Here is a 26,367-nt window from a genome sequence, read left to right as displayed (position 1 = left end):
TCGCCGCGCGTAAGCTTTGTGCGTCAGTTTGTCGCGTTTTCGAGAGTGCTGCCGATAACACGATCAGTGCCGTGGGCATCAAGATCGGGGTAGCCCTCTGTGCAGCAGGCAAATGCCTGGTGCAACGGCCGCGAGCCAATCACAACTAGGGGTAGTACATGACTCAACACACACATGGGGCGGGCTCGGCTGACCAGCCGGGTTTCTTCGCCAAGGAACGTATCATTGCCAAGCCAGGGTTCAACCGCTGGCTGGTACCGCCGGCCGCCCTTGCCATTCACTTGTGCATCGGCATGGCTTACGGGTTTTCCGTTTTCTGGCTGCCGCTGTCCAAGGCCGTAGGTGTAAGCAAGGCCGTAGCCTGCCCGGCAGACATGGGCTTTATCAGTCAGGTGTTTGCGTCGGACTGCGACTGGCCCATTTCCATGCTGGGCTGGATCTACACCCTGTTCTTCATCTTCCTGGGCTGCTCGGCAGCCATCTGGGGTGGCTGGCTGGAACATGCCGGCCCGCGTAAGGCCGGTGTGGTATCGGCCCTGTGCTGGTGTGGCGGCCTGGTGCTGTCGGCCATCGGCGTGCATACCCATCAGATCTGGCTCATGTGGATCGGTTCGGGCGTGATCGGCGGTATCGGTCTGGGCCTGGGCTATATCTCGCCGGTCTCGACCCTGATCAAGTGGTTCCCGGATAAGCGCGGCATGGCCACCGGTATGGCGATCATGGGCTTTGGGGGTGGCGCCATGGTGGGCGCACCGCTGGCCACGGCCTTGATGTCTCACTTTGCGACGCCTACCGACGTGGGTGTATGGCAGAGCTTCCTGGTAATGGCCGCGATTTACTTCGTGTTCATGATTGGTGGTGCCTTGACCTACCGCGTACCTCCAACCGGCTGGAAGCCTGAAGGCTGGACCGCCGTGGCCAAGAAAGCCGGCAACACCATGATCACCGACCGCCATGTGCACGTAAGCGTGGCTTGGAAAACACCTCAGTTCGTACTGGTATGGCTGGTGCTGTGCCTGAACGTGTCGGCGGGTATCGGCATCCTGGGCATGGCCTCGCCGCTGCTGCAGGAAGTATTTGCCGGCAAGCTGATTGGCACCAATCAGACCTTCAGCGAGCTGTCACCTGCGCAGCTGGCGCAGATCGCTGCCATTGCTGCGGGCTTCACCGGCCTGCTCAGCCTGTTCAACATCGGTGGCCGCTTCTTCTGGGCCTCTTTCTCGGACTACATTGGCCGTAAGTACACCTACTTCGTGTTCTTTACCTTGGGCGTTGCGCTGTACGCATTGGTGCCAAACCTGGGCCACCTGGGCAACGTAGCGCTGTTCGTGGCCGCGTTCTGCATCATCCTGTCCATGTACGGCGGTGGTTTTGCAACCGTACCAGCCTACCTGGCAGACCTGTTCGGTACGCAAATGGTGGGCGCTATCCACGGCCGTTTGCTGACTGCCTGGGCTGCGGCGGGTGTGCTGGGCCCGGTGCTGGTGAACTACCTGCGTGAATACCAATTGAGCATTGGTGTTGAACGTGCTGCGGTGTATGACATCACGCTGTACATCCTGTCTGGCCTGCTGGTATTGGGCTTTATCTGCAATGCGCTGATTCGCCCGGTAGCGGACAAGTACTTCATGACGCCAGACGAACTGGCCCGTGAACGTGCCCTCAGCCACGACAAGACCGCCAACGGTTCCACCGTGCTGGAGTGGAGCGCTGCACCTGGCACACGCCCGCTGGTGATCGCCGCCTGGCTGGCCGTTGGCATTCCGTTGGCCTGGGGGATATTGATCACCATCCAGAAAACGGCTGTGCTGTTCTGATACGCCAGTTGTAACACCACAAACCCCGCCTGGCCGAACAGCCAAGCGGGGTTTTTCGTTTCTTCGTCGCGGTTCGCTTCATGCCATGCGCCGTATGCGCCTATACTGTGCCCCTTTTTCGCTGAATGATTGTTGCGGAGTTGGTGATGGCCGAACGTAAGGCGTTCGTCGAGCGCAATACCCTGGAAACCCAGATCAAAGCCTCGATCAACCTGGATGGCACTGGCAAGGCCCGGTTCGATATTGGGGTGCCTTTCCTTGAACACATGCTGGACCAGATCGCCCGCCACGGGCTGATCGACCTGGACATCGAGTGCAAGGGCGACCTGAACATCGACGACCACCATACCGTCGAGGACGTCGGCATTACCCTGGGCCAGGCCTTTGCCCGCGCCGTGGGTGATAAAAAGGGCATTCGCCGCTATGGCCATGCCTATGTGCCGCTGGACGAGGCCCTGTCGCGTGTAGTCATCGACTTCTCTGGCCGCCCCGGCCTGCAGATGCATGTGCCCTATACCCGTGCGGTGGTTGGCCGCTTCGATGTGGACCTGTTCCAGGAGTTCTTCCAAGGCTTTGTGAACCACGCCAATGTAACCCTGCACATCGACAACCTGCGTGGGCACAACACCCACCACCAGATCGAGACCGTGTTCAAGGCATTTGGCCGCGCGCTGCGCATGGCCGTGGAAGTGGACGAGCGTATGGGCGGCCAGATGCCGTCCACCAAAGGTGTGCTCTGATGCAGACAGTAGCCGTTATCGACTATGGCATGGGCAACCTGCACTCCGTAGCCAAGGCCCTGGAACACGTGGGCGCTGGCAAGGTGCTGGTCACCAGCGACGCTGCGGTGATTCGTGAAGCCGACCGCATCGTGTTCCCAGGGGTAGGCGCTATCCGCGATTGCATGGCCGAAATCCGTCGCCTGGGCTTCGATACCTTGGTGCAGGAAGTCAGCAAGGACCGCCCTTTCCTGGGCATCTGTGTGGGCATGCAGGCGCTCATGGAGCGCAGTGAAGAAAACGATGGCGTAGACTGCATCGGCATGTTCCCAGGCCAGGTACGGTTCTTTGGCAAGGATCTGCATGAAGGCACTGAGCACCTGAAGGTGCCGCACATGGGCTGGAACGAGATCGAGCTGCCGGTAGAACACCCTCTCTGGCATGGCATCCCGAATCAGGCGCGCTTCTACTTCGTACACAGTTACTACATCGAAGCGGGCAAGCCGTCACAGGTGGTTGGCCGCGGTCACTATGGCAAGGCCTTCGCTGCGGCGCTTGCCGAAGGCTCGCGCTTCGCCGTGCAGTTCCACCCCGAGAAAAGCCACACCCACGGCCTGCAGCTACTGCAGAATTTCGCCGCCTGGGATGGGCGCTGGTAAGAATTTTTATAGCCTGTAGGCGCAAGGCTTGCCTGCGCCTGTCCCGCCAGCGCACGCAAGCGTTGCGCCTACAGCTTGAAGCTGATCCCGAAGGAATCCCTGAAATGTTGATCATTCCCGCTATCGATCTTAAAGACGGTGCCTGTGTACGCCTGCGCCAGGGCCGTATGGACGATTCCACGGTGTTCTCCGATGACCCGGTCAGCATGGCTGCCAAGTGGGTGGACGGCGGTTGCCGCCGGCTGCACCTGGTGGACCTGAACGGCGCCTTCGAAGGCCAGCCGGTCAATGGCGAGGTCGTTACGGCCATTGCCAAGCGCTACCCGCACCTGCCTATCCAGATCGGTGGCGGTATCCGCTCCCTTGAAACCATTGAACACTACGTGAAGGCGGGTGTGAGCTACGTGATCATCGGCACCAAAGCGGTGAAGCAGCCCGAGTTCGTAGCCCAAGCGTGCAAAGCGTTCCCTGGCAAGGTGATCGTGGGCCTGGATGCAAAAGATGGTTTCGTGGCCACTGACGGTTGGGCCGAAGTGAGCACCGTGCAGGTGATCGACCTGGCCAAGCGCTTCGAAGCCGATGGTGTGTCGGCCATTGTGTACACCGACATTGCCAAGGACGGGATGATGCAAGGCTGCAACGTACCGTTCACGGCAGCACTGGCCGCCGCCACTCGTATTCCCGTAATCGCATCGGGCGGTATTCACAACCTGAGTGACATCAAGGCGCTGCTGGATGCCAAGGCGCCAGGTATCATCGGCGCCATCACCGGCCGTGCTATCTATGAAGGCACACTGGACGTGGCCGAAGCCCAGGCATTCTGCGACAACTACCAAGGCTAAGCCCTAGACACACTGTAGGCGCAACGCTTGCGTGCGCTTTCAGGCCCTGGCGCAGGCAAGCCTGGCGCCTACAGCCCCACACACAAGGAGGCCCCATGGCCTTGGCTAAACGCATCATCCCTTGCCTGGACGTGGACAACGGCCGGGTAGTGAAAGGGGTAAAGTTCGAGAACATCCGTGACGCTGGCGACCCTGTGGAAATCGCTCGCCGCTACGACGAGCAGGGTGCGGACGAGATCACCTTTCTGGACATTACCGCCAGCGTAGATGGCCGTGATACCACGCTGCACACGGTGGAGCGCATGGCCAGCCAGGTATTCATCCCGCTGACCGTAGGCGGTGGTGTACGCACCGTTCAGGACATCCGTAACCTGCTCAACGCGGGCGCAGACAAAGTGTCCATCAATACCGCAGCCGTGTTCACGCCTGAATTCGTAGGCGAAGCCGCCTCGCGCTTTGGCTCGCAATGCATTGTGGTCGCCATTGATGCCAAGAAAGTGTCCGGGCCGGGTGAAGTGCCGCGCTGGGAAATCTTCACCCATGGCGGGCGCAAGCCTACTGGGTTGGATGCGGTGGAGTGGGCGAAGAAAATGGAAGGGCTGGGCGCAGGTGAAATCCTGCTCACCAGCATGGACCAGGATGGCATGAAGAATGGCTTCGACCTGGGCGTAACCCGCGCTATCAGCGATGCATTGGGTATTCCGGTGATTGCCTCCGGTGGTGTGGGCAACCTTCAGCACCTAGCCGACGGGGTTATCGAGGGCCATGCCAGCGCTGTGCTAGCGGCCAGTATTTTCCACTTCGGGGAATACACCGTGCCCGAAGCCAAGGCGTTTATGGCGGCGCAGGGGATCATAGTGCGCTAGGCCCAGGCAATTCTGGCCCAGGCCTACCCGCGCCGGAGAACGCCTTTGATTATGTATTGATGGTGCTCCAGAACGAGTAGCCCATTAACACCCTGGCAGGCTTGGACTCTTGTCCGTCAGGGTCGACATTTTTTGCGCAATAAACTATGTCCTTACGGCCTGCGTACATCTGGATCTTGCCTTGAGCCTCAGGCCTATATCCTTTAGGGTCAGCACAATCCACTTTTAAGGCCTTGCCCTGTTTGGCGTGCAGTTGTCCTGAGCTCTTTACTTCCAAGTCATAATATCCTGCCCCTATTGGCTTAACAAAAATGGAAGGCTGCTCGGTTGGCCCTACCGGCAGGGACTCTACTGGCGTGATTAATGTGTTGTGCAGCTTGCCTGGGGTCAGAGTGGTGTTTGGCGATGATAATGGGATAGTGCAAAGAAAGTTGTCTTGTGTAGGGTCTTTCATCTCGATCAGTTTCTCTTGTTGATTGGTGCGTATGAGCAGATCGTAATTATCACTGTGCCTGCAGTCATTAGGATTGGTAACTACCTTGTTTAGTACGTATGGGTGGTCAGATACGATCTTCGCTTCGATAGAGCGACTTTGAAAAGGCTCTTTAGGTTTTCTGAAGGCAAGCTTCCCTGTCACCTCTACTTTGCTAGCCGGTAATAACATGCACTGCTCTTCAGAGGCGTTTGGACCAAGGCAGTTATTTAACTGGAAGGTAGGGACGCCAAGCCCGCCAAGTCCATCGATACGGCCTTGGCTACTTACTGCGATCACTTGCCCCGTGGTTCGATCGATGATTGGGCTGCCGGACGCACCTCCGATTATTTTCCGGCAGTCGTGGCTAATGACTTGGCCATGATAATGCCGAAGCGCGGTTTCTCTGCGTACACACGTGCTGAGTTGAAGGTCTTCGCTATGTGAGTTGCCCGGGTAGCCCGAGATGACGAGGTCATGACCAATAGGGGTCATATATTTCACGTCAGACGTCAGGATGAAGGGCGTCACGTTGTTAGCAACTAAATAAGAAGGGCTTTCCTTTAAATCTATAATGGCCAAATCACTATTGCGGTAATTGCCGTATTTGACTTGATCGGTCCTGGCTATAAATGGAGGCTTATCTTGAAAGGCGCCAAATTCTACAAGTGCATTGAGTTTTACGTTCTCAACGACTTCACCAGGTTTCAGGTCTACGCAATGGGCGTTTGTAATAATTTGGGCGGGTTTTTCAGCAGGGCCGTCTACCAAAAATGCCGTACAGCGATTATTCAGCCGACCTACCGCGTTATAGCGGCTGTTCTGGCTATCATGATTGTTCAAAGGTTCGGCCTGCGCTTCATAATTTCCGTAACCGCGCCCCCAATCTTTATTCCATTTGAATTGGTCTTGAGGAGGGTCGGGTGGCAAGTGCAAACGCACGGGAGGAGCACACTCAAGAGGAGGAACCAGGTTATCGGCAAGCCGCGTTCGTAAGGCGAGCGAATCACTGTCTGGTGCAAGGCCGAGCTGGGTAAGATGGGTATCGGACAATACCGACCGCAGTGCTGTGAAAAAACTGTCGGTTTTGGCGTCGGTCTTTACATACGGACGCTCTGAAGGTGATGCACTGTAACTTCCCTTGCGGTAGTCATAGAGCGTAACGGATGTTCCCAGCTTATCAGGTGCGGGTTGTTCACCTGGTTTGAGAATATGCAATGAAAGCCCAATGCCCTTAAGCGCCTGCGCGGCTGTGGCGCGTAGTCGAGCATCAGCTTGTGAATCATAGGTACGTGGATGGCGAATGTAGTCTTGGTCACGAGCGGTTTGGGCAATGTGTTCCAAGTCGGCGCTTACCTGCCGCAGCGCTGTATAGAGTGTGGCGGGGCAACTGCCACCTTCGTAGAGGTAATGGTTACGCTGCGCTTCAGAGAGGGCATGATTGGCGAGGATATGCTCTATAAGGCTTTCTGGGACCTTAGGAAACTCGGCCATTAGCTTGGCGTTCAAGCTGTTACTTCCTAGCTGCCCGGCATTGGGGGACCAGTGGGGGGAGTCAGCATGAGTGTTCCTCATTGCCTTATAAATGCCCACAGGAGATTTTTCAGCGGCGCCTTTCAATTTTTCACGAATGATCACTGCCTGGCCTTTGGTGGATTTTGCGCCTGAAAAATCCCGCCCTTTGCCTAGGTCTGAATAAGACGGTAGCCCAGGTACTATGTGTGCGAGTGGGTCCTTACAGGCCGCCTGGCCTGCAGAAGAAAACTTACCATCAGGGTGAAAGGTCAGGTTGATAAAATTAAGCTGCTCAGCGGCTGGGCTGGGTGTGTAATCCGAAAGGCGTTCGCCTTTGGGGTTAAATATACGGATAGCGAAATCTTTGGGGAACTCAGGCAAACCGGTCAACAGGTTGAAGGCTACAGGGTGTTCGGTTTGTTCTGGCCAGTAATCTTCCAGGCCAATATTAGCCATAAAATGCTCTGTTTTATTCTGCAAACTTTCGAATGATTGACTCAGCGCGTGAAGCTCTTCGAATATAGGGCAGTTACGCGGTGAAGGCGAAATTGATCGTTTGCCAGTGACGAGGCTTGCCTCCGCCCCTGGAATAGGTAATTTCAACCAATCATCTAATGGGATGGAGTCCAAATGCTGTCCCAAGTGTAATGCGTTGGGTAGTAGATGGCACAGTCCTGATTCAAGCCATGCCCTCATCGGACTATTTTGTTTATCTCTTTCCTGCTCCACCATCAGCCCGAAGCCAATTTCGAAATTTTCAAACCGTTCCAGGGTCTGTGCTGGGAATTGATCCGAAAACTTCCTGATTTGCTCAAGTTTCTGTTCGGCTGTCAGTAGGTTTACCTCTTTTACCGACACCCCCAAAACACGTGCTAATGAATTATCAAACTCATGACGCATGGCACCTATTTGAAAATTAGCTAGCTTTTCATCCTGTCCCTCTAATTGCTTGGTCAGTTCCACTTGTCGGTGGTGGAGTTGAGACATTTTTTCTGAGCCTCTTACCGCACCTAGCTGCCGCCACCAGGGTGTATTGGCTTTATGTTCTTCTTCGGCATGCTTGTATTGTTGATTTGTAGTTTGAAGCGCCTTGTGAGTAGCGCATCTAGCTTCTTTTAAGTTCTGAAGGGTGGAGTAAGTCGTATTGTCGATTTCACTCGTTAGGTGATTAGCAGGGGTAGCATGATATGAGGCTTGGTTTTGTATTGTGCTTGGCATTTTCGATTCTTAGGTAATCAGTATCCAAAACACCAAATTTATAGTGGAAAATTCAAAGCGTTAATTGGCAAATTGCTTAAAAAGCTCAGTGATAACGCCCATTCTTTCCATGCCCCCGCATCGCTTGGTTCCCTCGCTCGGCAATCATCTGCCTAATGCTGATCATCTGCACACCCCGAGCCTTGAGCCCGGGCAGGGCCTGCTCTAGCACGGTAAGGGTCTGGGGGTAGGGGTGCCCAATCACTACCGCTGAACCCTGCTTGTGGGCCAGCGCCACGGCCTTGTCCAACTGGTTGGCAATGGCCTGTGGGGTGCGTTCGTCATCCAGGAATATATCGCGCGACACACTGGCCAGGCCGATGGCTTGTGCCTGTGCCGCCGCTTGCGTAGCGGCGCTGGTGCGGCTGTCCACCAGGAACAGCTGGCGTTGCTGCAACTCGCCCGCCAGCAACGCCATGGCGCCGGGTTCGGCTGTCATGCGGCTGCCTTCATGGTTGTTAAGCCCGGCCGCATAGGGCACGGCCTTGAACGCTGCCGCCAGCCGCTCCCGCAGTTGCTCGTCACTCAAGCCAGGGGCCCACGCAAAAGGCCCGCCGGCGGGGTCCATGGGCATGTGCACGATCACGGTTCTGCCCGCTTTATGAGCGTCACGAGCGAAGTCGGCAGCATGAGGGGTGTCTGGCATCACCGCCAGGGTCACAGGGCCAGGCAGCGCCAAGGCGCGAGCATCGCGGGATGTGTTCTGCCCCAAGTCATCGATGATCAGGCTCAGGTACGCAGGTGGTCCATCGGCTTGGGCCTGCCCGCCCCATGACAGGGCGAGCAGGCCAGCCAGCAGCCAAGTGCGCATAGGCTCAGTTGCCGCGGGTGACCTTCAGGCCTTTGAGCAGGCTGAGGGCTTGGCTGAGCTGGAAGTCGTCGTCCTGTGGGCGTGCCTTCTTGTCAGCGGTTGCGCTGCCGGTTGGCCGGTCTGCACCACCATTACCATTGCCCAAGTGGCCCTGCAGGTCCGCTTCTTTGAAGGTCTCCTGGTCCTGCTCACGGGTAATTTTGGCGCGGCGCACTTCTACGTCCGGGACAATCCCTTGGGCCTGGATCGAACGGCCATTGGGTGTGAAATACAACGCCGTGGTGAGTTTGAGCGCGCGGTCGTTGTTCAGTGGAAGCACGGTTTGCACCGACCCTTTGCCGAAACTGTCTGTGCCCATCAGTACGCCACGTTTCTGGTCCTGCAACGCGCCCGCCACGATCTCCGACGCCGATGCGCTGCCGCCGTTTATCAGCACCACCAGTGGCACCCCTTCGCTGGCGTCTGCCGGGTCGGCATTGAAGCGCAATTCAGAGTTGGCGATGCGGCCTTTGGTGTACACGATCAGGCCATGGGTGAGGAAGTGGTCAGCGACTTCAACGGCAGCTTGCAGCACGCCACCTGGGTTATTGCGCAGGTCCAGCACCAGGCCGTTGAGCTTCTTGCCGTTATCCTTGCGCAGCTTGGCCAGCGCAGCGCCTACTTCTTCGCCGGTCTTGACCTGGAACTGGGTAATGCGGATATAGCCATAGCCGTCTTCAAGCAGCTGCGCTTTCACGCTTTTTACCTGAATGATGGCGCGGGCCAGGGTCACGTCGAAGGGCTGGCCGCCATCACGCACCAGGGTCAGCGTGATTTTTTCGCCTACCTTGCCGCGCATCTGGTCCACGGCTTCGGTCATGGTCTGGCCACGCGTAGGCTGGCCATTGATCTTCACGATCAGGTCACCGGCTTCGATCCCAGCTCGGGTCGCCGGCGTGTCATCGATGGGCGATACCACCTTGATGAAGTTGTCCTCAACACCCACTTCGATGCCCAGGCCGCCAAATTCGCCGCTGGTGCTTTCCTGCAATTCGGCAAAGTCTTCCGGGCCCAGGTAGGCCGAGTGAGGGTCCAGGTTGCTGAGCATGCCTTTGATGGCATTTTCCAGCAGCGTCTTGTCGTCCACTGGCTCCACGTAGGCTGCCTTAATGCGGTCCATCACTTCGGCAAAGGTACGCAACTCGTCCAAGGGCAGGGGTGGTTTGGCAGCCGGTGCGGTAGCCGGCACGGTAGCCGGCGCGGTAGCAGCGGGTGCGGCTGCAGGCGTGGGCGTAGCAGCGGGGCCGGCGGCATTCGCCAGCGGCACAGCTACCATCAAGGCAAGGGCCAGCTTGGAAAGGCGGGACGAATGCAGCATGTCGAACAACTCCTGATCCTGTGTGACCGGCACCGCTAACTGCGGCACCACTGAGCGGGGTCGGTTGCCCGGCCCTGCTGTCGAATGGCGAAATACAATGCTGGCGTGTCCTGCCCACCGCTGGTGCCGACCGTAGAGATCGCTTCACCAGCCTTGACTACATCTCCCGCACTCTTGAGTAGCGTCTGGTTATGGCCATACAGGCTGAGGTAGCCATTACCGTGGTCCAGAATGACCAGAAGGCCCGCCCCGCGCAACCAGTCTGCAAAGACCACGCGCCCCCCGTGTACGGCGCGAACCGAGGTGCCTGCCGCCGCACTGATCATTACCCCGTCCCAACGGGTACGTTCATCGCCGCGTGTGTCACCGAAGCGCGCCAATAGTCGACCATCAACCGGCCATGGAAGTTTTCCGCGGGCCGAAGCGAATGCGCCACCGAAGGTTTCGCCCGTGCTGACGCTTATACCCGGCGTTGGCTTGGGTTTGGATACTGGCGCAGGGTCATTCTTGGCGACGGCGGCTTCACGCTGCCGGCGTTCTTCTTCCTGCTGGGCCTGCTGCTGAGCCAGCAATGCCTTGCGCCGGGCTTCTTCGGCTTCACGGGCCTGCCGGGCAAGGGTTTCTTCAATGGTCGCCAGTACCTTTTGCAGGTCTGCCTGGTCCTGCTGGCGGCGTTGAAGCTTGTCGTCGCGGGCGCTGTAGTCGGCATTGAGCTTGGCCAGGGCGACCTGGCGTTGCTTGCGCACGTCATCAAGCTGCGCACGCTGCTCTTCAAGGGTGCCTTGTTGAACCAGCAACTGTGCCTGCTGCATTTGGATGTCCTTCTCTACCCCGGCCAGTTGATGCAAGGTGTCGTTGAAGGCCTTGAGCTGGTCCAGGCGCGCCTTGCTCAGGTAGTCGTAATAGGTGAGCGTGCGGGCGAACTGCTCAGGGTTTTGCTGGTTGAGCAGGAGTTTAAGGTATTCCTGCCGCCCACCCTGATAGGCGGCACGTGCCTGGATGCCGATCAGCTTTTGCTGTTCAGCGCGCGAACTCTGGAGTTTTTTTTTCTCGGTTTCGAGCCGCTGAAGCTCGCTTTCGGTTTTCTTCAGCTGTTCCTGAAGGGCATCTACCTGTTTTTGCAAGGTGCCCATCTGGGTTTCAGTACCGCGCAAGTCTTTTTGCACATCGGCCCGCTGCTCCTGAAGCTGGCCAAGTACCTTTTTCAGCTCATTGATGTCTTGCCGCGTGGCTTCGATCTGCTGCTGGGTCTGGGTACGGTCATCTGCCAAGGCAGGAAAGGTCAGGGCCGCAAGGGCAATAAAGGCAAGGGCGCGGAGCATTGGGCAGGTCGTTACCAAGTAGAAAGTCGGCCTAGTATGCCCGGCGGCATCGGCAATCAAAAGGGCGCGCCGTGCGCGCCCTGTTTCGCAACCTCTCAGGCATCGACCAGAATCGACGTGCCGGTCATCTCTGCGGGTTTTTCCAGGCCCAGCAGCTTGAGCATGGTAGGCGCTACGTCTGCCAGTACCCCACCTTCTCTTACCTTCAGGGGGCGCTTGCCCACGTAGATGAAAGGCACGGGTTCGGTGGTGTGTGCCGTGTGCGCCTGGCCGGTGGACTTGTCTTCCATCTGCTCGACGTTACCGTGGTCGGCCGTGATGAGGGCTTCGCCACCCACTTTTTCCAGTGCCGTGGCGATCCGGCCCACGCAGGTGTCCAGGCATTCCACTGCTTTGACGGCAGCATCGAAAATGCCGCTGTGGCCCACCATGTCTCCGTTGGCATAGTTGACTACGATCACGTCGTAACGCTGGTGTTCGATAGCGTCGACGATCTTGTCGGTTACTTCCGGTGCGCTCATCTCTGGCTGCAGGTCGTAGGTGGCGACCTTGGGCGACGGAATCAAGATGCGCTCTTCGCCTTCGAACGGTTCTTCACGCCCGCCCGAGAAGAAGAAGGTGACGTGTGCATACTTCTCCGTTTCGGCAATGCGCAGCTGGGTTTTGCCATTGTTGGCCAGGTATTCGCCCAGTACGTTCTTCAAGCTGCTGGCGCCGAACGCTGCAGGTGCCGGAATCTTGGCCGAATACTGGGTCAGGCCCACGTAGCCTGCCAGCTTGGGCTGGCGCTTGCGCTCGAAGTCAGCGAAGCCGTCTTCCACGAACACGCGGGAGAGTTCCCGGGCACGGTCGGCGCGGAAGTTCATGAACACCACGGCATCGCCGTCTTCCACTGTTACAGGCTGGCCCACGGTAGTGGCCTTGACGAATTCGTCGCTCTCACCCCGTGCATAGGCCGCTTCCAGGCCTTCGGAGGCATTGGCAGCATGGTAGTCGGCAGCAGCGTCCACAATCAGGTTGTAGGCGGCGCTCACACGGTCCCAGCGATTGTCGCGGTCCATGGCAAAGTAACGGCCGATCAGGCTGGCGAAGCGGCCCTTGCCCAGGCGCGCGAACGTATCTTCCAGCAGCGTGATGGAGCTTTCAGCGCTTTTTGGGGGTGTGTCTCGGCCATCCAGAAACGCATGCAGGTAGATGTGCTCGGCGCCGCGACGGGCTGCCAGCTCCACCATTGCCACAATGTGGTCTTGGTGGCTGTGTACACCGCCATCGGATAGCAGGCCCATGATGTGCACGGCCTTGCCTGCCCCGACCGCTTTGTCGACTGCACTGCAAATAGTAGGGTTTTCGAAGAACTCACCGTCACGAATGGCCTTGGTCACCCGAGTGAAGTCCTGGTACACCACACGGCCTGCGCCAAGGTTCATGTGGCCTACTTCAGAATTGCCCATCTGCCCGTCCGGCAGGCCCACGTCCATGCCCGAGCCTGAGATCAGGCCATTGGCATGGGTGTGCACCAGCCTGTCCAGGTTCGGCTTGCTGGCTGAATACACGGCGTTGTATTCGTGGCTGTCGCTGTGCCCAAAGCCGTCCAGGATAATCAGGACCAGAGGTTTTGGCGTGGCTGTCATGGATTCCACTCGCGGCTGTCGAAGGGTAGGGATAGGTATCTTAGGCCAATCAGGCACGCCATGAGTACCCAGGCGTGCTCTTGCAGACCCTGCAAGCGGGGTACGGTTCCATGAAACAGGCGCCGGGTGGGCTTTGGCCGGGCTGTGGCGCTGTGTATACTGGCCGCCATTTTTAATGCTCTGGAAGTTGTCGATGGTCGCTCACTTGCTGGAATTCGCTACCAATCACTACCTGCTTGTCGGTCTTTTCGTCATCCTGCTGGTGTTGCTACTTGTGCTCGAAAGCAGCCGTGGTGGCCGCAGCCTCAGCCCACGCGAGCTGACTGCATTGGTGAACGCTGACAAAGGCGTGGTGATCGACATCCGTGCCAAGAAGGATTTCGCCGCTGGCCATATCGTCGACGCGCTGAACATCCCTCAAGACAAGCTGGCCGCCCGCACGGCGGAACTGGACAAGCACAAGGGCAAAACCCTGATCATTGTCGACGCCATGGGCCAGCACGCCGGCACGGTCTGCCGGGACCTGCTCAAAAGCGGCCATACCGCTGCCAAGCTGTCTGGGGGGATCTCCAGCTGGCGCGCCGATAACCTGCCCCTGGTGAAGTGATATGCCTCAGATAGTCGTTTATTCCAGCGATTGGTGCCCGTATTGCAGCCGTGCCAAGGCACTGCTGGCCAAGAAGGGTGTTGCCTTCGAGGAAATCCGTGTGGATGGCCAGCCTCAGCTGCGTGCGGACATGGCCCGCAAGGCCGGGCGCACCTCTGTGCCTCAGATCTGGATCGGCGACCATCACGTTGGCGGCTGCGACGACCTGTATGCGTTGGAGCGGGCAGGCAAGCTGGACCCGCTGTTGCGCTGAACCCAACCCTACCTTACAAGAAGGACCTGTCATGACTGATCAAGCTACTAACAGCGCAGCTAACGAAGAGGCTGAAGGCCCTCAGTTCTCGCTGCAGCGTATTTATGTTCGCGACCTCTCCTTCGAGGCCCCGAAAAGCCCTGCGATCTTCCGCCAGCAGTGGGAACCAAGCGTTGCCCTGGACCTGAACACCCGCCAGAAGGCGTTGGACGGTGATTTCCACGAAGTGGTGCTGACCCTGTCGGTTACCGTGAAAAACGGTGAAGAAGTGGCCTTTATCGCTGAAGTTCAGCAGGCCGGTATCTTCATGATCAAGGGCCTGGACGCTAGCGCCATGAGCCACACCTTGGGTGCGTTCTGCCCTAACATCCTGTTCCCGTATGCCCGTGAAACCCTGGACAGCCTGGTTACCCGCGGTTCTTTCCCGGCGCTGATGCTGGCCCCGGTCAACTTCGACGCCCTCTACGCGCAGGAACTGCAGCGTATGCAGGAAGCCGGCGAAGCGCCTCAGGCCTAAGTGCAATGCGCTCTACCAAAACGCCCTTCGGGGCGTTTTTTTGTTCTCGGCAGAGGGCAATGCACTTGCTCGCGACTTACGACAGCGCAGGCCATTCGCCCCTTGGAGATGCAGGGCGTTGTGCGCTAGCGTCGGCAATTGGCCGTGCTCGCTGGCTTATCATGGCCCGCGACGGCGGGCGCTCATTAGGCCTGCAACCCACTGAACCCATGCTGCCGCCATGCCTCATACACCGCAATGGCTACGGTATTGGACAGGTTCAGGCTGCGGCTGTTGGGGCGCATGGGCAGGCGGAGCCGTTGGCCGCTTGGGAGGCTGTCGAGTACGTCCATGGGTAGCCCGCGGCTTTCAGGGCCGAACAGGAACGCATCGCCAGGCGCGAAGGCCACATCATGGAAAGGCTGAGAGCCTTTGGTGGTAAACGCAAACAGGCGTGGTTGGCCAAGGCTTTCCAGGCAAGTAGGGAGGTCCGGGTAGCGCTTGAGTGGCGCATACTCATGGTAGTCCAGGCCTGCACGGCGCAGGCGCTTGTCGTCCAGGTCGAAGCCCAGCGGCTCGATCAGGTGAAGGTGGCAGCCGCTGTTGGCGCAGAGCCTGATAACGTTGCCCGTATTGGGCGGTATTTCCGGTTGAAACAGGATGACGTGAAACATGCGCGGCTCCGATACAAACGACGGGCAGCATTCTAACGCTGAAGTGCTGCCGCCACGATCCTCCTATTGGCTACGTTTTCTTGGCTCACTGGCTATCTTCGGGATGCTGGTGGGGTTAATGGTGGGCAAGCTGATGGACCCTGGCCGTAGCGCGTTCGAGCGGGTAGAGCTGCTACCTGCGGGGGAAATGAACGTATGGTTCGACCACGCACCTCAGGTTCACGGGGAAATCGTAGACGGTGCGGTCGCCATTCTGTTCGATGCCTCCGGCCCACCCGTGCAAGGGCAGCTGGAGCTTGGCGGCCGGCAGGCGAAATGGACGCTGCGCCATACAGACAAAGGGCTGTTGCTGACGGTTATTGCTGCTCGGCCGTTACAGGCCAAATGGGAGGGGGAGGAGGCTTCTGACGGCTGGAGGCTGCATGTCAGCCTCCGCGACGAATAAAAGAGGGAAGCCCCGGCCTGCCTGTACCAAGGTCCCCAAAAAGGGGTGGGCGCTCGGCCCGGTGTAAAGAAGGGGACCCTGGCCTGCCTGTACCAGGGCCCCCGAAACTGGTCATGTAGAGGTAATTGCAGGGGGCGTGCCAAGTCTTGTGTAGGGTTTCCAATAAATAACTATCTCATTGTATTTCTTGGCTTTTTTGGTTCTTCGAGGCGGTTTGCAGAGATAAAGAGGCTGGAAACAGGCCACTAGCCCGATCCAGCTCATCGCCTTACCTCGGTGCAAAAGAGGCGGGCGTGCACAAAACAGAGGCTCGGCGCTTATAAAAAACCCCGCCAGGGCGGGGTTTAGGAGGGCAGCGTGGGTCAGGCGTCGTCGCCATCCTCTTCTTCGCCACCGTCTACTTTCATGCCCAGTTCCTTGATCTTGCGGGTAAGGGTGTTACGCCCCCAACCCAGCAATATGGCGGCGTCACGGCGTCGCCCCGCCGTATGCTTGAGCGCTGTCTCGATCATGATCCGCTCGAAGCTGGGTACGGCGCTGTCCAGCAGGCTGGACTGGCCCCGTGCCAAAGCTTGATCTGCCCATTGGCGTAGGGCCTGCTCCCAATTGGTGACCGGGGCGGCATCCTGGGGCAGGTTCAACAGTTCTGGCGGCAGGTCAGACACATGCACTTCACGGCCCGAGGCCATGACGGTAATCCAGCGGCATGTGTTCTCAAGCTGGCGCACGTTACCAGGCCATGGCAGGTTTTTGAGGTACTCCTCTGTCTCCGCCTTCAGCAGCTTGGGCTCAACGGCCAGTTCCTGGGCCGCCCGGTTGAGGAAGTGCCTGGCCAGCGCAGGAATATCTTCACGCCGGTCAGACATCCTCGGGATGTGAATGCGAATAACGTTCAGCCGGTGGAACAGGTCCTCCCGGAACTTGCCCGCCTGTACCAGGTTTTCCAGGTTCTGGTGGGTGGCAGCAATGATACGTACGTCCACCTTCACGGGTGTGTGGCCGCCTACCCGATAGAACTCGCCATCGGCCAATACCCTTAGCAGGCGGGTTTGGGTATCTGCCGGCATGTCGCCGATTTCGTCCAGGAACAGCGTGCCGCCATCGGCCTGCTCGAAACGTCCCCGGCGAAGGTTCGCAGCACCCGTGAACGCACCCTTCTCATGGCCGAACAGTTCGGACTCCATCAAGTCCTTGGGAATGGCCGCCATGTTCAGTGCAATGAACGGTGCGGCAGCACGAGGGCTATGGCGGTGTAGAGCGTGGGCGACCAACTCCTTGCCCGTGCCCGACTCACCGTTGATCAGCACCGTAATGTTGGAATGGCTTAGCCGGCCGATGGCGCGAAACACTTCCTGCATGGCTGGGGCTTCGCCAATGATCTCAGGTGTGCGCGTAAGTGCCGGTGGTGTGTCCAGGCCCTGCTGTTCCTGAGCGTGCTGGTTTGCACGCTTTACCAGCGATACGGCCTCGTCCACGTCGAAAGGCTTGGGCAGGTACTCGAAGGCGCCGCCCTGGTAGGACGCCACGGCGCTGTCCAGGTCAGAGTGGGCCGTCATGATGATGACCGGCAAGCGTGGGTGCTGCTCGCGAATGCGGGCAAGCAGGTCCAGGCCGCTGGCGCCAGGCATGCGGATGTCCGAGATGATCACATCCGGTTGTTGCCGGGCCAGGCGGCTCATTACCCCGTCGGCGCTATCGAAGCTTTGGGTTGTCATGCCTTCTTGCTGGAGTGCTTTTTCCAGCACCCAGCGGATGGAACGGTCGTCATCGACGATCCAGACTGTTTCACTACGGCTCATGACGAAGCTGCTCCTTGTTCCAGCGGCAGGAAGATCGAGAAGGTGGTATGGCCTGGGTGACTCTCACATTCGATCAGGCCCTGATGCTGGCTGATGATGTTCTGGGTAATGGCCAGGCCAAGGCCAGTGCCGTCCGGGCGGCCGCTGACCATGGGGTAGAAGATGGTTTCCTGAAGCTCGACGGGGATACCTGGGCCGTTGTCTATGATTTCCACCTTGGCGACTAGCCGGTGGCGGGTGTGGCCGATGGTGAACTGGCGCATGGTGCGTGTGCGCAGCGTGATACGGCCCAGGCGCAATTCGTTTTCACCGCTGATGGCTTGCATGGCGTTGCGCACAATGTTGAGTACGGCCTGTATCAGCTGTTCCCGGTCGATCAGTACGTCAGGAATGCTGGGGTCATAGTCGCGCAACAGGGAGATGCCGCCCTGGGTTTCAGCGTCCACCAGGCTGCACACCCGCTCCAGTACTTCATGAATATTGGTCATCGCCAACGAAGGCAGCTTGTTGGACCCTAGCATGCGGTCCACCAGGTTACGAAGCCGGTCGGCCTCTTCGATGATCACGTTGGTGTAATCGCGCAGGCCGTCCTCGGGTAGTTCCCGGGCCAGCAGTTGCGCCGCGCCACGGATGCCCCCCAACGGATTCTTGATCTCATGGGCGAGGCCACGTACCAGCATCTTGGTGGTTTCCTGTTTTGACAGCTGCGCTTCTTCCTTGGTGATACGCAGCAACCGATCCCGTGGGTGCACCTCCAGCAGAAGGAGCGTTTCCCCCCTGCTTAAAATAGGGGTCACGGCGTAGTCCACGGTCAGTGTCTGCCCAGTAAGGGCGGTGAGCATGGCTTCACGCTTGGTAAACGGGTGAGCTTGTTCCACGGCTTGGCGAAGGGAGTTGAGCGCCTCCGCCGACTCGGTGAACAGCTCGCTGATGAACTGCCCATGGTTACGCTGCCCACTGATAGCCAGCAACATTTCCGCCGCTGGGTTCATATATTCCAGGCGCAGTTCGGCGTTCAAGAGAATGGTGGCGGTGGTAAGGTTATCCAGCAACAGTCGGTGCAGCGCATCACTGATGGTCATGGGTGTCCTTGACCTCTATTGGCAAGTCGCGGCCCAACGGGCGCGGTCTCGGTGCAGGGGATCGAACCATCGCCGCGCCCCACTGATGCATGCAAACTGCAAAAACCAAACCAAGCGCTGAAAAGAAGCGTCTTCCCTTAACAAATTGGCGCTTGGGGGAAACGGTTACCTAGTAAAACGAGCGCCGTGCGCCACTTCGGTACACGGTTTGGGGATAGGTGCGCCTTGCGCACTATAAAGGTGCGAAGCCACGCTCGCAAAGTGCTAACCCTCTTCCTTCGGCTTGTCTGCCAGGGGGCATTCAGGCCGCTGGCCGTAATCTGCCTCTTTGCAAGGGTGGGTTCGCCGCTTCTGAGACAAAGACGTGCGCTTCATATGCACAGGCTGAGGCGGGGTACGCTCGATAACGTTACCTTGGGTGTCCAGGATTTCCCCAGCCAACTGGTGAGTGCCTCGGTCAACATTGTGCAATGCAATCACGGGGCTGGTACCAGGTTCGGCAGCAGGTTTACCGTCCAGAAGCACTCGGTAGAGGTTTCCCTCTTCCAGCGCAGGCTCACTGGTGAGGGTAACGATCATTTCCCCGCTGGCGTGGGTAACCGAAGCATCTGGCAGCGGCACCAGGATGCGAAACATCTCATAGTGGGCCACGCGCGTAACGGCCATTGGCTTGGGCTTTGCTGCCGTGGAGGCGCCAGGTGCAGCGGGCAGCTTGGTATTGGGCTGGTTCAGCCGGTTGCCTTGCGGCACCTGTACGGCGCTGGCGCCCTTGCGCGGCTGGTCAGTGTAGACCCGATTACCTTGTGCATCGATGTAGGTATACACCTGTGCCTGGCTCACGCTGGCCAGGCCTGCAAACGCAAGAAACAGCCATGCCTTCATGGCACGCTTACCCTCAACACTGAGATCGTGACCGGTGTACTGGCCTGGACCACGTTGGCCCCGGCCAGCACTTGGACCGCCAGGCGATGCTGGCCGCGGTCTACGTTCACCAATTGCAGGCGAGGCACATTGCTGGGGGTACCGTAGGCTACGTCATCCAGTACCAATTGCAGCAAGTGGCCCCCGGCAAGGCGAGGCTGGAGGTTGACCCCCACATCGAACGTACCGTTGTTGGCCCGAATGGCGCCGTCTCCTGGAATGCCTGTCAGCTCAAGCACGGTGTAGGCCGCAGTAGGCACAGGGGCCGGAGCTGTTTCGACCGGCACGGGAGCAGGTTTGGCCTTGGGCATTGGCACACTGTTGAGAGGGGGCAGCTCCATCTTCTGTGAGGCGCGCCCGGCGGGGGGCTGCTCTGAATAAACCGTATTGCCATTGGCATCGGTGGACTTGTAGATCTGGGCCTCAGCCTGAGTACAGAGAAGGCTGAGCAATAGCAAAAGGAGGCGGTGCATGAGGGCTACTCAAGTGGCATCAGCGGCCCGACCAGCATAGATCAGACCGCCCAGCCGTTCACAGGTTAATGCGGCCCCAAGCACAACTCGCCGGTGGCACGAACCAATGCAAGCTGGTGAAGCTCGTCACGATCGCCGTGGTTCACAGCCTCTGCTACCCATTGAGCGCAGGCAGCGCTCGCCCGATGAGGTGCGAAGGCGGCCAACTGGTCCAGCAACGTTTTCTGCAGGCCATCCAACTGTGGGCGAATCTGCCCTACCAGGTCGGGCCGTGGGCTGTCCGGCGCTTTGCCTGCCATGCGCCACTCGTTGAGGTGGCCGTACTGCACCAGTTTGTTGGCCTCTATCTGGGCCGCAAAGAACTGCTCCACGAAGGCAGGCTCAAGGCTGTAGTTCGGCGCCAGCACCACGGCCCCTGCGATCACCTCCCGCTCACGCGTGCGGTCCTCGATGGCCTTCTTGCTGTCCCATTTGCTCAAGGCAACCTGGTCGGCGATGTTCAGGCGCTGCTCGATGCTCGACAGCAAGGGGGAAAGTTCGGCCGGTGGCTTGGATATCCCGTCCGCCAAGGCTGCAGTGGCGGCAACCAGCGTGGCTGAAGCGACCAGGGTACGTACCAGGGTTAGCATGCGAACGGGGTCTCCAGGTAGGCGAGGCCATGGCCCAGCCTTTCTTGTCATTATGATCCAGGGATCATTGGGTCAGGTCCTGTGCGATCGGTAACCCAGGGGTGCCCGCGTAGAACACCACCAGCTCGGTCACGGTATCGACACTGCGGCCACGATGAACGATACCCTGCATCTCTGCAAGCGCCTCACCGGCATTGAAACGTCTCTTGATTTTACCGTCATGACTTTCCACTTCCAGCGTGCCAGCGATCACGTAACCGGCGGCGGGCATGGGGTGGGTATGCCATGGGAATTGTGCGCCAGGTTGGAGGGTAACCCGGCGTACGGTGAGCTGGGGGGCGCCGGTGGGGTAGCCCTTGAAAGCACTGCCGTCCCAGGAATGACCCGCTTGCAGCACGATGTTCGACGAAATGGAGGGTTGGGGTTCGGTCGCATAGGCCAGGGGGCTGGCGACCATAAAGGCCAGGGCTGCTCGCAGTATCATGGTGCACTCCTCAATAAAAAGAGGCGCTACTGTGTCGACCTTGCCGCGCGTGCATCAGATGGAAAGGATACAAATGAAAAAGGCCTCCCGGAGGAAGCCTTTCTCTAGTGCGGACGTGAAATCAGACGCTGTAGTACAGGTCGTATTCCAGTGGGTGCACGAAGGTACGTACCTTGATTTCTTCTTCAGCCTTCAGCTCGATGTAGGCATCGATGAAGTCGTCGGAGAACACGCCGCCCTTGGTCAGGAAGGCGCGGCCCTTGTCCAGCTCTTCCAAGGCTTCTTTAAGGCTGCCACAAACCTGCGGGATTTCCTTGGCCTCTTCAGGCGGCAGGTCATACAGGTTTTTGTCCGCAGCGTCGCCAGGGTGAATCTTGTTCTGAATGCCGTCCAGGCCAGCCATCAGCAGTGCAGCGAAGGCCAGGTACGGGTTGGCAGCTGGGTCCGGGAAGCGTGCTTCGATACGGCGGCCTTTAGGGCTGGACACGTAAGGAATACGGATGGACGCCGAACGGTTGCGAGCCGAGTAGGCCAGCATCACCGGGGCTTCGAAACCAGGCACCAGGCGCTTGTAGGAGTTGGTGGCCGGGTTGGTGAAGCCGTTGAGTGCCTTGCCGTGCTTGATGATGCCGCCGATGAAGTACAGGGCGGTTTCGGACAGGCCGGCATAGCCTTCGCCAGCGAAGGTGTTCTTGCCTTCTTTGGAGATGGACATGTGCACGTGCATGCCTGAACCGTTGTCACCGTACAGTGGCTTGGGCATGAAGGTGGCAGTGCGGCCGTAAGCGTCGGCTACGTTGTGCACGATGTACTTGAGGGTTTGAACTTCGTCGGCCTTCTTCACCAGGGTGTTGAATTTGACGCCGATTTCGTTCTGGCCGGCAGTCGCCACTTCGTGGTGATGCACTTCGACGGTCTGGCCCATTTCTTCCAGTGCGTTGCACATGGCCGTACGAATTTCGTGGTCGTGGTCGACCGGTGGCACTGGGAAGTAGCCGCCTTTCACGCCTGGGCGGTGGCCCTTGTTGCCGCCGTCAACGTCCTGGTCGGTCATCCAGGAGGCTTGTTCGGAGAAGATCTTGAACATGGAGCCGGAGATATCCGACTTGAACTTCACTTCATCGAAGATGAAGAATTCTGGCTCCGGGCCTACGAACACGGTATCGCCGATACCGGTGGACTTGAGGTATTCCTCGGCACGGTGCGCGATGGCGCGCGGGTCGCGGTCGTAGCCTTGCATGGTCGACGGCTCGATGATGTCGCAGACCAGAATCAGCGTAGGCTCTTCGGTGAAGGGGTCCAGCACGGCGGTTTCGTCGTCCGGCAGCAGGATCATGTCAGAGGCTTCGATGCCTTTCCAGCCAGCGATGGAGGAGCCATCGAACATCTTGCCGTGCTCGAAGAAATCATCGTCCAGGGCGTCACGGGCTGGCATGGTGACGTGCTGCTGCTTGCCTTTGGTATCAGTGAAGCGCAGATCAATCCACTTTACGTCATGATCTTTGATGAGTTGAACCGACTTCGACATGTTGTCCTCCGGGTGGATGGGGACGGACTATGCGCCCCTGGATTCAGTGCTGCCGCCGCATACTCGGCCATGGCAACCTGCCTCACAAGGGAGCAATTTGCATGCCAGTGCCCGGAGATGGGCAGCCGCTGAGAATTGGCCGGTTTCCAAGGGTTTGCGGCCAACACGCAAAAAAAGCGTGCACCTTTATAGGGCGTCGCCTCCGGCTAGGGGCCAAAACAGTGCCTTGAAGCGTTTTGAGAGATAGTTGGTCAAAGCTTGAACAATTTCCGCTATAATGCCGCCCCTTTTTTCAGCTGGGCATTGTGCGCGCTGTTCATGAAACTGATCGTTAAAGTTTTTCCCGAGATCACCATCAAAAGCCCGCCGGTGCGCAAGCGGTTCATCCGCCAGCTCGCCAAGAATATCCGTGCGGTCATGCGTGACCTGGACCCGGACATTTCAGTGGTCGGCGTGTGGGACAACCTCGAGGTACAAACGAAGCTCAGCGACGCCAAGGCCCTGAAAGAGCTGACCGAGCGCCTGTGCTGCACACCCGGTATCGCCCACTTTCTGCAGGTGGACGAATACCCGTTGGGCGACTTCGACGATATCGTGGCCAAGTGCAAAGCGCACTTTGGCGACAAGCTGGCTGGCAAGCGTTTTTCCGTTCGTTGCAAGCGCGGCGGGCGCCATGGGTTCAGCTCCATGGATGTGGATCGCTACGTGGGCAGCCAGTTGCGTCAGCAGTGCGGTGCGGCCGGAATCGACCTGAAAAACCCGGAAGTGGTCGTGCGAATGGAAATTCGCGACCAACGGTTGTTCGTGATCCATGACCAGCACAAAGGCTTGGGCGGCTACCCCTTGGGGGCACTGGAACAGACCTTGGTACTGATGTCCGGCGGTTTCGACTCCACTGTGGCGGCCTACCAGATGATGCGGCGTGGGCTGATGACCCATTTCTGCTTCTTTAACCTTGGCGGCCGTGCACATGAACTGGGCGTAATGGAAGTCGCTCATTACCTTTGGAAGAAGTACGGCAGCTCGCATCGTGTGTTGTTCATCAGCGTGCCGTTCGAAGAGGTGGTTGGCGAAATCCTTGCCAAGGTGGACGACAGCCAGATGGGCGTCATCCTCAAGCGCATGATGCTGCGCGCTGCCAGCCGTATGGCCGAGCGCCTTGAAATCGATGCACTGGTCACGGGTGAAGCGATCTCCCAGGTATCCAGCCAGACCCTGACCAACCTGGCCGTAATCGACGCCGCAACGCCTACGCTTGTGCTGCGCCCATTGCTTGCTTCGCACAAGCAGGACATCATTGACACCGCAACGGCTATCGGCACTGCCGACTTTGCCAAGCATATGCCCGAATATTGCGGCGTGATCTCCGTAAACCCGACTACCAGCGCCCGCGGCTACCGCATCGAACGCGAAGAAGAGCGTTTCGACATGGCCGTGCTGGAGGCTGCCCTGGCGCGGGCACGCCTGGTTTCCATCGACCATGTGATCGACGAGCTGGGCCAGGAAGTTGAAATCGAAGAAGTGGCCGAGGCCTTGGCCAGCCATGTTGTGCTGGACATTCGCCACCCCGACGCCCAGGAAGACGCCCCATTGCTTATCGATGGCGTCGACGTCCATGCGGTGCCGTTCTATGCCCTTAACAGCCGGTTCAAGGATCTCGATCCAGGCCGGCAATACCTGTTGTACTGCGACAAAGGTGTCATGAGCAGGCTGCATGCTCACCACCTGCTCAGCGAGGGGCACGCCAATGTGCGCGTTTATCGTCCGGCCTAGGAGGGGCCTTGGCGGCCGTGGTCGCCATCGCCCCCCTGACCAAGCGCGCTGATTGCGCCGATTGATCCGCCGTCGCCTTGAGCCGGCCCCACCGAATTCATCACCGAGACCTGTATTGTGAGAGACAACCTTCGCAACATCGCCATCATCGCCCACGTTGACCATGGTAAAACCACCCTGGTCGACAAGCTCCTGAAGCTGTCCGGCACCCTGGACCGCAAGGAGCTGAACGACGAGCGCGTGATGGACAGCAACGACCAGGAAAAAGAGCGCGGCATTACCATTCTGGCCAAGAACACGGCCATCAAATGGAACGGCCACGACATCAACATCGTGGATACCCCCGGCCACGCCGACTTCGGTGGTGAAGTAGAGCGCGTGATGTCCATGGTGGACTCCGTGCTGCTGCTGGTCGACGCCCAGGACGGCCCTATGCCGCAAACCCGCTTCGTGACCCAGAAGGCTTTCAAGGCCGGCCTGCGTCCGATCGTGGTCATCAACAAGGTGGACCGCCCAGGCGCAGACCCAGACAAAGTACTGGGCCTGGTATTCGACCTGTTCGACAACCTGGGTGCTACCGAAGAGCAACTGGACTTCCCTGTTATCTACGCCAGTGCCCTGAACGGTATTGCCGGTAACGACCCTTCGGAAATGGCCGAAAACATGGACCCGCTGTTCCAGGCCATTCTGGACCACGTGCCAGCACCCAAGGTCGACCTGGACGGCCCGTTCCAGATGCAGATCTCTGCACTGGACTACAACAGCTTCCTGGGCGTAATCGGCATCGGCCGTATTGCCCGCGGTCGCGTCAAGGCCAACAGCCCGGTTGTCGCCATCGACGCCCAAGGCAAAAAGCGCAACGGTCGCATCCTGAAGCTGATGGGCCACCATGGCCTGCAGCGCGTTGAAGTGGCTGACGCCGAAGCCGGCGACATCGTCTGCATCAGCGGTATGGACCAGCTGTTCATCTCCGACACCCTGTGCGACCCACAGAACGTTGAAGCCATGCCGCCGCTGAGCGTGGACGAACCTACTGTAAGCATGACCTTCCAGGTCAACGACTCGCCGTTCTGCGGCAAGGAAGGCAAGTTCGTCACCAGCCGCAACATCAAAGAGCGCCTGGAAAAGGAACTGCTGCACAACGTAGCCCTGCGTGTCGAAGAAACCGACAGCGCTGACAAGTTCAAGGTCTCCGGCCGTGGCGAGCTGCACCTGTCGGTACTGATCGAAACCATGCGCCGTGAAGGGTTCGAACTGGCCATCTCCCGCCCTGAAGTGGTTATCAAGGAAGTGGATGGCGAGAAGCAGGAACCCTACGAAGCGGTCACCATCGACATCGAAGAGCAGCACCAAGGTGCCGTGATGGAGCAGATGGGCCTGCGCAAGGGCGACCTGAGCAACATGGTGCCGGACGGCAAAGGCCGCATCCGCCTGGAATACACCATTCCGGCACGTGGCCTGATCGGCTTCCGTAACGCCTTCCTGACCATGACTTCGGGCAGCGGTATTCTGACCGGCACCTTCAGCCACTACGGCCCGATCAAGGCCGGTGAAGTAAGCCACCGCCAGAACGGCGTACTGGTCTCCATGGCAACGGGCAAGGCACTGACCTACTCGCTGGAAACCCTGCAGGACCGTGGCAAGCTGTTCCTTGAGCCTGGCCAGGAAATCTACGAAGGCCAGCTGGCTGGTATCAACAGCCGCGACAACGACCTGGTGATCAACCCCACCAAGGGCAAGAAGCTCGACAACATGCGTGCTTCGGGCAAGGACGAAACCATCGCGCTGGTACCGCCAATCAAGTTCACCCTTGAACAGGCACTGGAATTCATCGATGACGACGAGCTGGTAGAAGTTACGCCGAAGTCGATCCGCCTGCGCAAGAAAGTACTGAACGAGAACGAGCGTAAGCGCGCCTCCAAGTAAGTATGTGGT

At 58.8% G+C, this 26,367-nt stretch carries 24 protein-coding genes; 11 read left to right on the top strand and 13 right to left on the bottom strand.

Annotated features, from left to right (window positions below):
* The first annotated feature begins 158 nt into the window (after nt 1–158).
* From HBH25_RS07650 to hisF, 5 genes are all read left to right on the top strand, one after another.
* Nucleotides 159–1,817: an OFA family MFS transporter gene (locus HBH25_RS07650; protein ID WP_168083135.1), complete on the top strand. Its 1,659-nt coding sequence runs from the start codon at nt 159–161 to the stop codon at nt 1,815–1,817.
* A gap of 146 nt (nt 1,818–1,963) precedes the next feature.
* Nucleotides 1,964–2,557 carry an imidazoleglycerol-phosphate dehydratase HisB gene (gene hisB, locus HBH25_RS07645; protein WP_168083133.1) on the top strand — a complete coding sequence of 198 codons (594 nt, stop codon included), beginning with the start codon at nt 1,964–1,966 and terminating at the stop codon, nt 2,555–2,557.
* Nucleotides 2,557–3,195, top strand: coding sequence for an imidazole glycerol phosphate synthase subunit HisH (hisH, locus tag HBH25_RS07640; protein ID WP_168083131.1), 639 nt, complete (start codon nt 2,557–2,559; stop codon nt 3,193–3,195). Before hisB ends, hisH begins: the two co-directional genes overlap by 1 nt.
* A gap of 104 nt (nt 3,196–3,299) precedes the next feature.
* Complete coding sequence (gene hisA / locus HBH25_RS07635; RefSeq protein ID WP_168083129.1) at nt 3,300–4,037, top strand: 1-(5-phosphoribosyl)-5-[(5-phosphoribosylamino)methylideneamino]imidazole-4-carboxamide isomerase; 738 nt, start codon at nt 3,300–3,302, stop codon at nt 4,035–4,037.
* 95 nt (nt 4,038–4,132) lie between these two features.
* Entirely contained in the window at nt 4,133–4,903 is a 771-nt protein-coding gene (gene hisF, locus HBH25_RS07630) for an imidazole glycerol phosphate synthase subunit HisF (protein ID WP_168083127.1), read from the top strand.
* A gap of 49 nt (nt 4,904–4,952) precedes the next feature.
* On the opposite strand, the gene HBH25_RS07625 is transcribed toward hisF, so the two are convergent.
* The 5 genes from HBH25_RS07625 to gpmI form a co-directional block, all read right to left on the bottom strand.
* Nucleotides 4,953–8,108: a trypsin-like serine peptidase gene (locus tag HBH25_RS07625; protein WP_168083125.1), complete on the bottom strand. Its 3,156-nt coding sequence runs from the start codon at nt 8,106–8,108 to the stop codon at nt 4,953–4,955.
* 85 nt (nt 8,109–8,193) lie between these two features.
* Nucleotides 8,194–8,958, bottom strand: a complete 765-nt coding sequence (locus HBH25_RS07620) for a divergent polysaccharide deacetylase family protein (RefSeq protein ID WP_168083123.1) — start codon at nt 8,956–8,958, stop codon at nt 8,194–8,196.
* Nucleotides 8,959–8,962: 4 nt separating this feature from the next.
* The gene (locus HBH25_RS07615) at nt 8,963–10,315 is read right to left on the bottom strand and encodes a S41 family peptidase (protein ID WP_168083121.1); all 1,353 of its coding nucleotides are present in this window, start codon (nt 10,313–10,315) and stop codon (nt 8,963–8,965) included.
* A gap of 35 nt (nt 10,316–10,350) precedes the next feature.
* Nucleotides 10,351–11,637 (bottom strand): murein hydrolase activator EnvC family protein, encoded by a 1,287-nt coding sequence (locus HBH25_RS07610; protein ID WP_168083119.1) that lies wholly within the window; start codon nt 11,635–11,637, stop codon nt 10,351–10,353.
* Between the two features lie 95 nt (nt 11,638–11,732).
* Nucleotides 11,733–13,268 (bottom strand): 2,3-bisphosphoglycerate-independent phosphoglycerate mutase, encoded by a 1,536-nt coding sequence (gpmI, locus tag HBH25_RS07605; protein WP_168083117.1) that lies wholly within the window; start codon nt 13,266–13,268, stop codon nt 11,733–11,735.
* 193 nt (nt 13,269–13,461) lie between these two features.
* On the opposite strand from gpmI, the gene HBH25_RS07600 reads away from it, so the two are divergent.
* Genes HBH25_RS07600 through secB form a run of 3 tightly spaced genes read left to right on the top strand, consistent with a single transcriptional unit; the run spans nt 13,462 to nt 14,645 of the window.
* Entirely contained in the window at nt 13,462–13,875 is a 414-nt protein-coding gene (locus tag HBH25_RS07600; RefSeq protein WP_168083115.1) for a rhodanese-like domain-containing protein, read from the top strand.
* 1 nt (nt 13,876) lies between these two features.
* On the top strand, nt 13,877–14,128 hold the full coding sequence (gene grxC / locus HBH25_RS07595) for a glutaredoxin 3 (RefSeq protein ID WP_168083113.1): 252 nt from the start codon (nt 13,877–13,879) through the stop codon (nt 14,126–14,128).
* Between the two features lie 31 nt (nt 14,129–14,159).
* Nucleotides 14,160–14,645, top strand: a complete 486-nt coding sequence (gene secB, locus HBH25_RS07590) for a protein-export chaperone SecB (RefSeq protein ID WP_168083111.1) — start codon at nt 14,160–14,162, stop codon at nt 14,643–14,645.
* Between the two features lie 185 nt (nt 14,646–14,830).
* Here the strand turns inward: secB and HBH25_RS07585 are convergent, their stop codons facing one another.
* Complete coding sequence (locus HBH25_RS07585; RefSeq protein ID WP_168083109.1) at nt 14,831–15,298, bottom strand: tRNA (cytidine(34)-2'-O)-methyltransferase; 468 nt, start codon at nt 15,296–15,298, stop codon at nt 14,831–14,833.
* Here HBH25_RS07585 and HBH25_RS07580 point away from each other — a divergent pair.
* On the top strand, nt 15,297–15,743 hold the full coding sequence (locus tag HBH25_RS07580) for a hypothetical protein (protein WP_168083107.1): 447 nt from the start codon (nt 15,297–15,299) through the stop codon (nt 15,741–15,743). The two genes, HBH25_RS07585 and HBH25_RS07580, sit on opposite strands and share 2 nt — an antisense overlap.
* Before the next feature lie 362 nt (nt 15,744–16,105).
* Here HBH25_RS07580 and ntrC read toward each other — a convergent pair whose 3' ends face one another.
* From ntrC to glnA, 7 genes are all read right to left on the bottom strand, one after another.
* Nucleotides 16,106–17,542, bottom strand: coding sequence for a nitrogen regulation protein NR(I) (gene ntrC / locus HBH25_RS07575; protein ID WP_168083105.1), 1,437 nt, complete (start codon nt 17,540–17,542; stop codon nt 16,106–16,108).
* Entirely contained in the window at nt 17,539–18,624 is a 1,086-nt protein-coding gene (gene glnL, locus HBH25_RS07570) for a nitrogen regulation protein NR(II) (protein ID WP_168083103.1), read from the bottom strand. The genes ntrC and glnL overlap by 4 nt, the downstream gene beginning before the upstream one ends.
* Before the next feature lie 264 nt (nt 18,625–18,888).
* A complete protein-coding gene (locus HBH25_RS07565) occupies nt 18,889–19,506 on the bottom strand; it encodes a DUF4124 domain-containing protein (protein WP_168083101.1) in 618 nt (205 codons plus the stop codon).
* Nucleotides 19,503–20,018 carry a DUF4124 domain-containing protein gene (locus tag HBH25_RS07560; RefSeq protein WP_168083099.1) on the bottom strand — a complete coding sequence of 172 codons (516 nt, stop codon included), beginning with the start codon at nt 20,016–20,018 and terminating at the stop codon, nt 19,503–19,505. The genes HBH25_RS07565 and HBH25_RS07560 overlap by 4 nt, the downstream gene beginning before the upstream one ends.
* Before the next feature lie 65 nt (nt 20,019–20,083).
* A complete protein-coding gene (locus tag HBH25_RS07555) occupies nt 20,084–20,647 on the bottom strand; it encodes a chorismate mutase (RefSeq protein WP_168083097.1) in 564 nt (187 codons plus the stop codon).
* Between the two features lie 64 nt (nt 20,648–20,711).
* Complete coding sequence (locus HBH25_RS07550) at nt 20,712–21,131, bottom strand: cupin domain-containing protein (protein WP_168083095.1); 420 nt, start codon at nt 21,129–21,131, stop codon at nt 20,712–20,714.
* A gap of 121 nt (nt 21,132–21,252) precedes the next feature.
* Nucleotides 21,253–22,659 carry a glutamate--ammonia ligase gene (gene glnA, locus HBH25_RS07545; RefSeq protein ID WP_168083093.1) on the bottom strand — a complete coding sequence of 469 codons (1,407 nt, stop codon included), beginning with the start codon at nt 22,657–22,659 and terminating at the stop codon, nt 21,253–21,255.
* A gap of 318 nt (nt 22,660–22,977) precedes the next feature.
* Between glnA and thiI the strand changes: the two genes are divergently transcribed.
* The gene (gene thiI / locus HBH25_RS07540; protein WP_168083091.1) at nt 22,978–24,432 is read left to right on the top strand and encodes a tRNA uracil 4-sulfurtransferase ThiI; all 1,455 of its coding nucleotides are present in this window, start codon (nt 22,978–22,980) and stop codon (nt 24,430–24,432) included.
* A gap of 117 nt (nt 24,433–24,549) precedes the next feature.
* Nucleotides 24,550–26,358, top strand: coding sequence for a translational GTPase TypA (gene typA / locus HBH25_RS07535; protein WP_168083089.1), 1,809 nt, complete (start codon nt 24,550–24,552; stop codon nt 26,356–26,358).
* Nucleotides 26,359–26,367 lie beyond the last annotated feature (9 nt).

The organism is Pseudomonas quercus (genome assembly GCF_012033695.1).
Classification (GTDB): Bacteria; Pseudomonadota; Gammaproteobacteria; order Pseudomonadales; family Pseudomonadaceae; genus Aquipseudomonas; species Aquipseudomonas quercus.
Note: the sequence above shows the minus strand (reverse complement) of the source record. Positions and strands in the feature narration are given on the sequence as shown.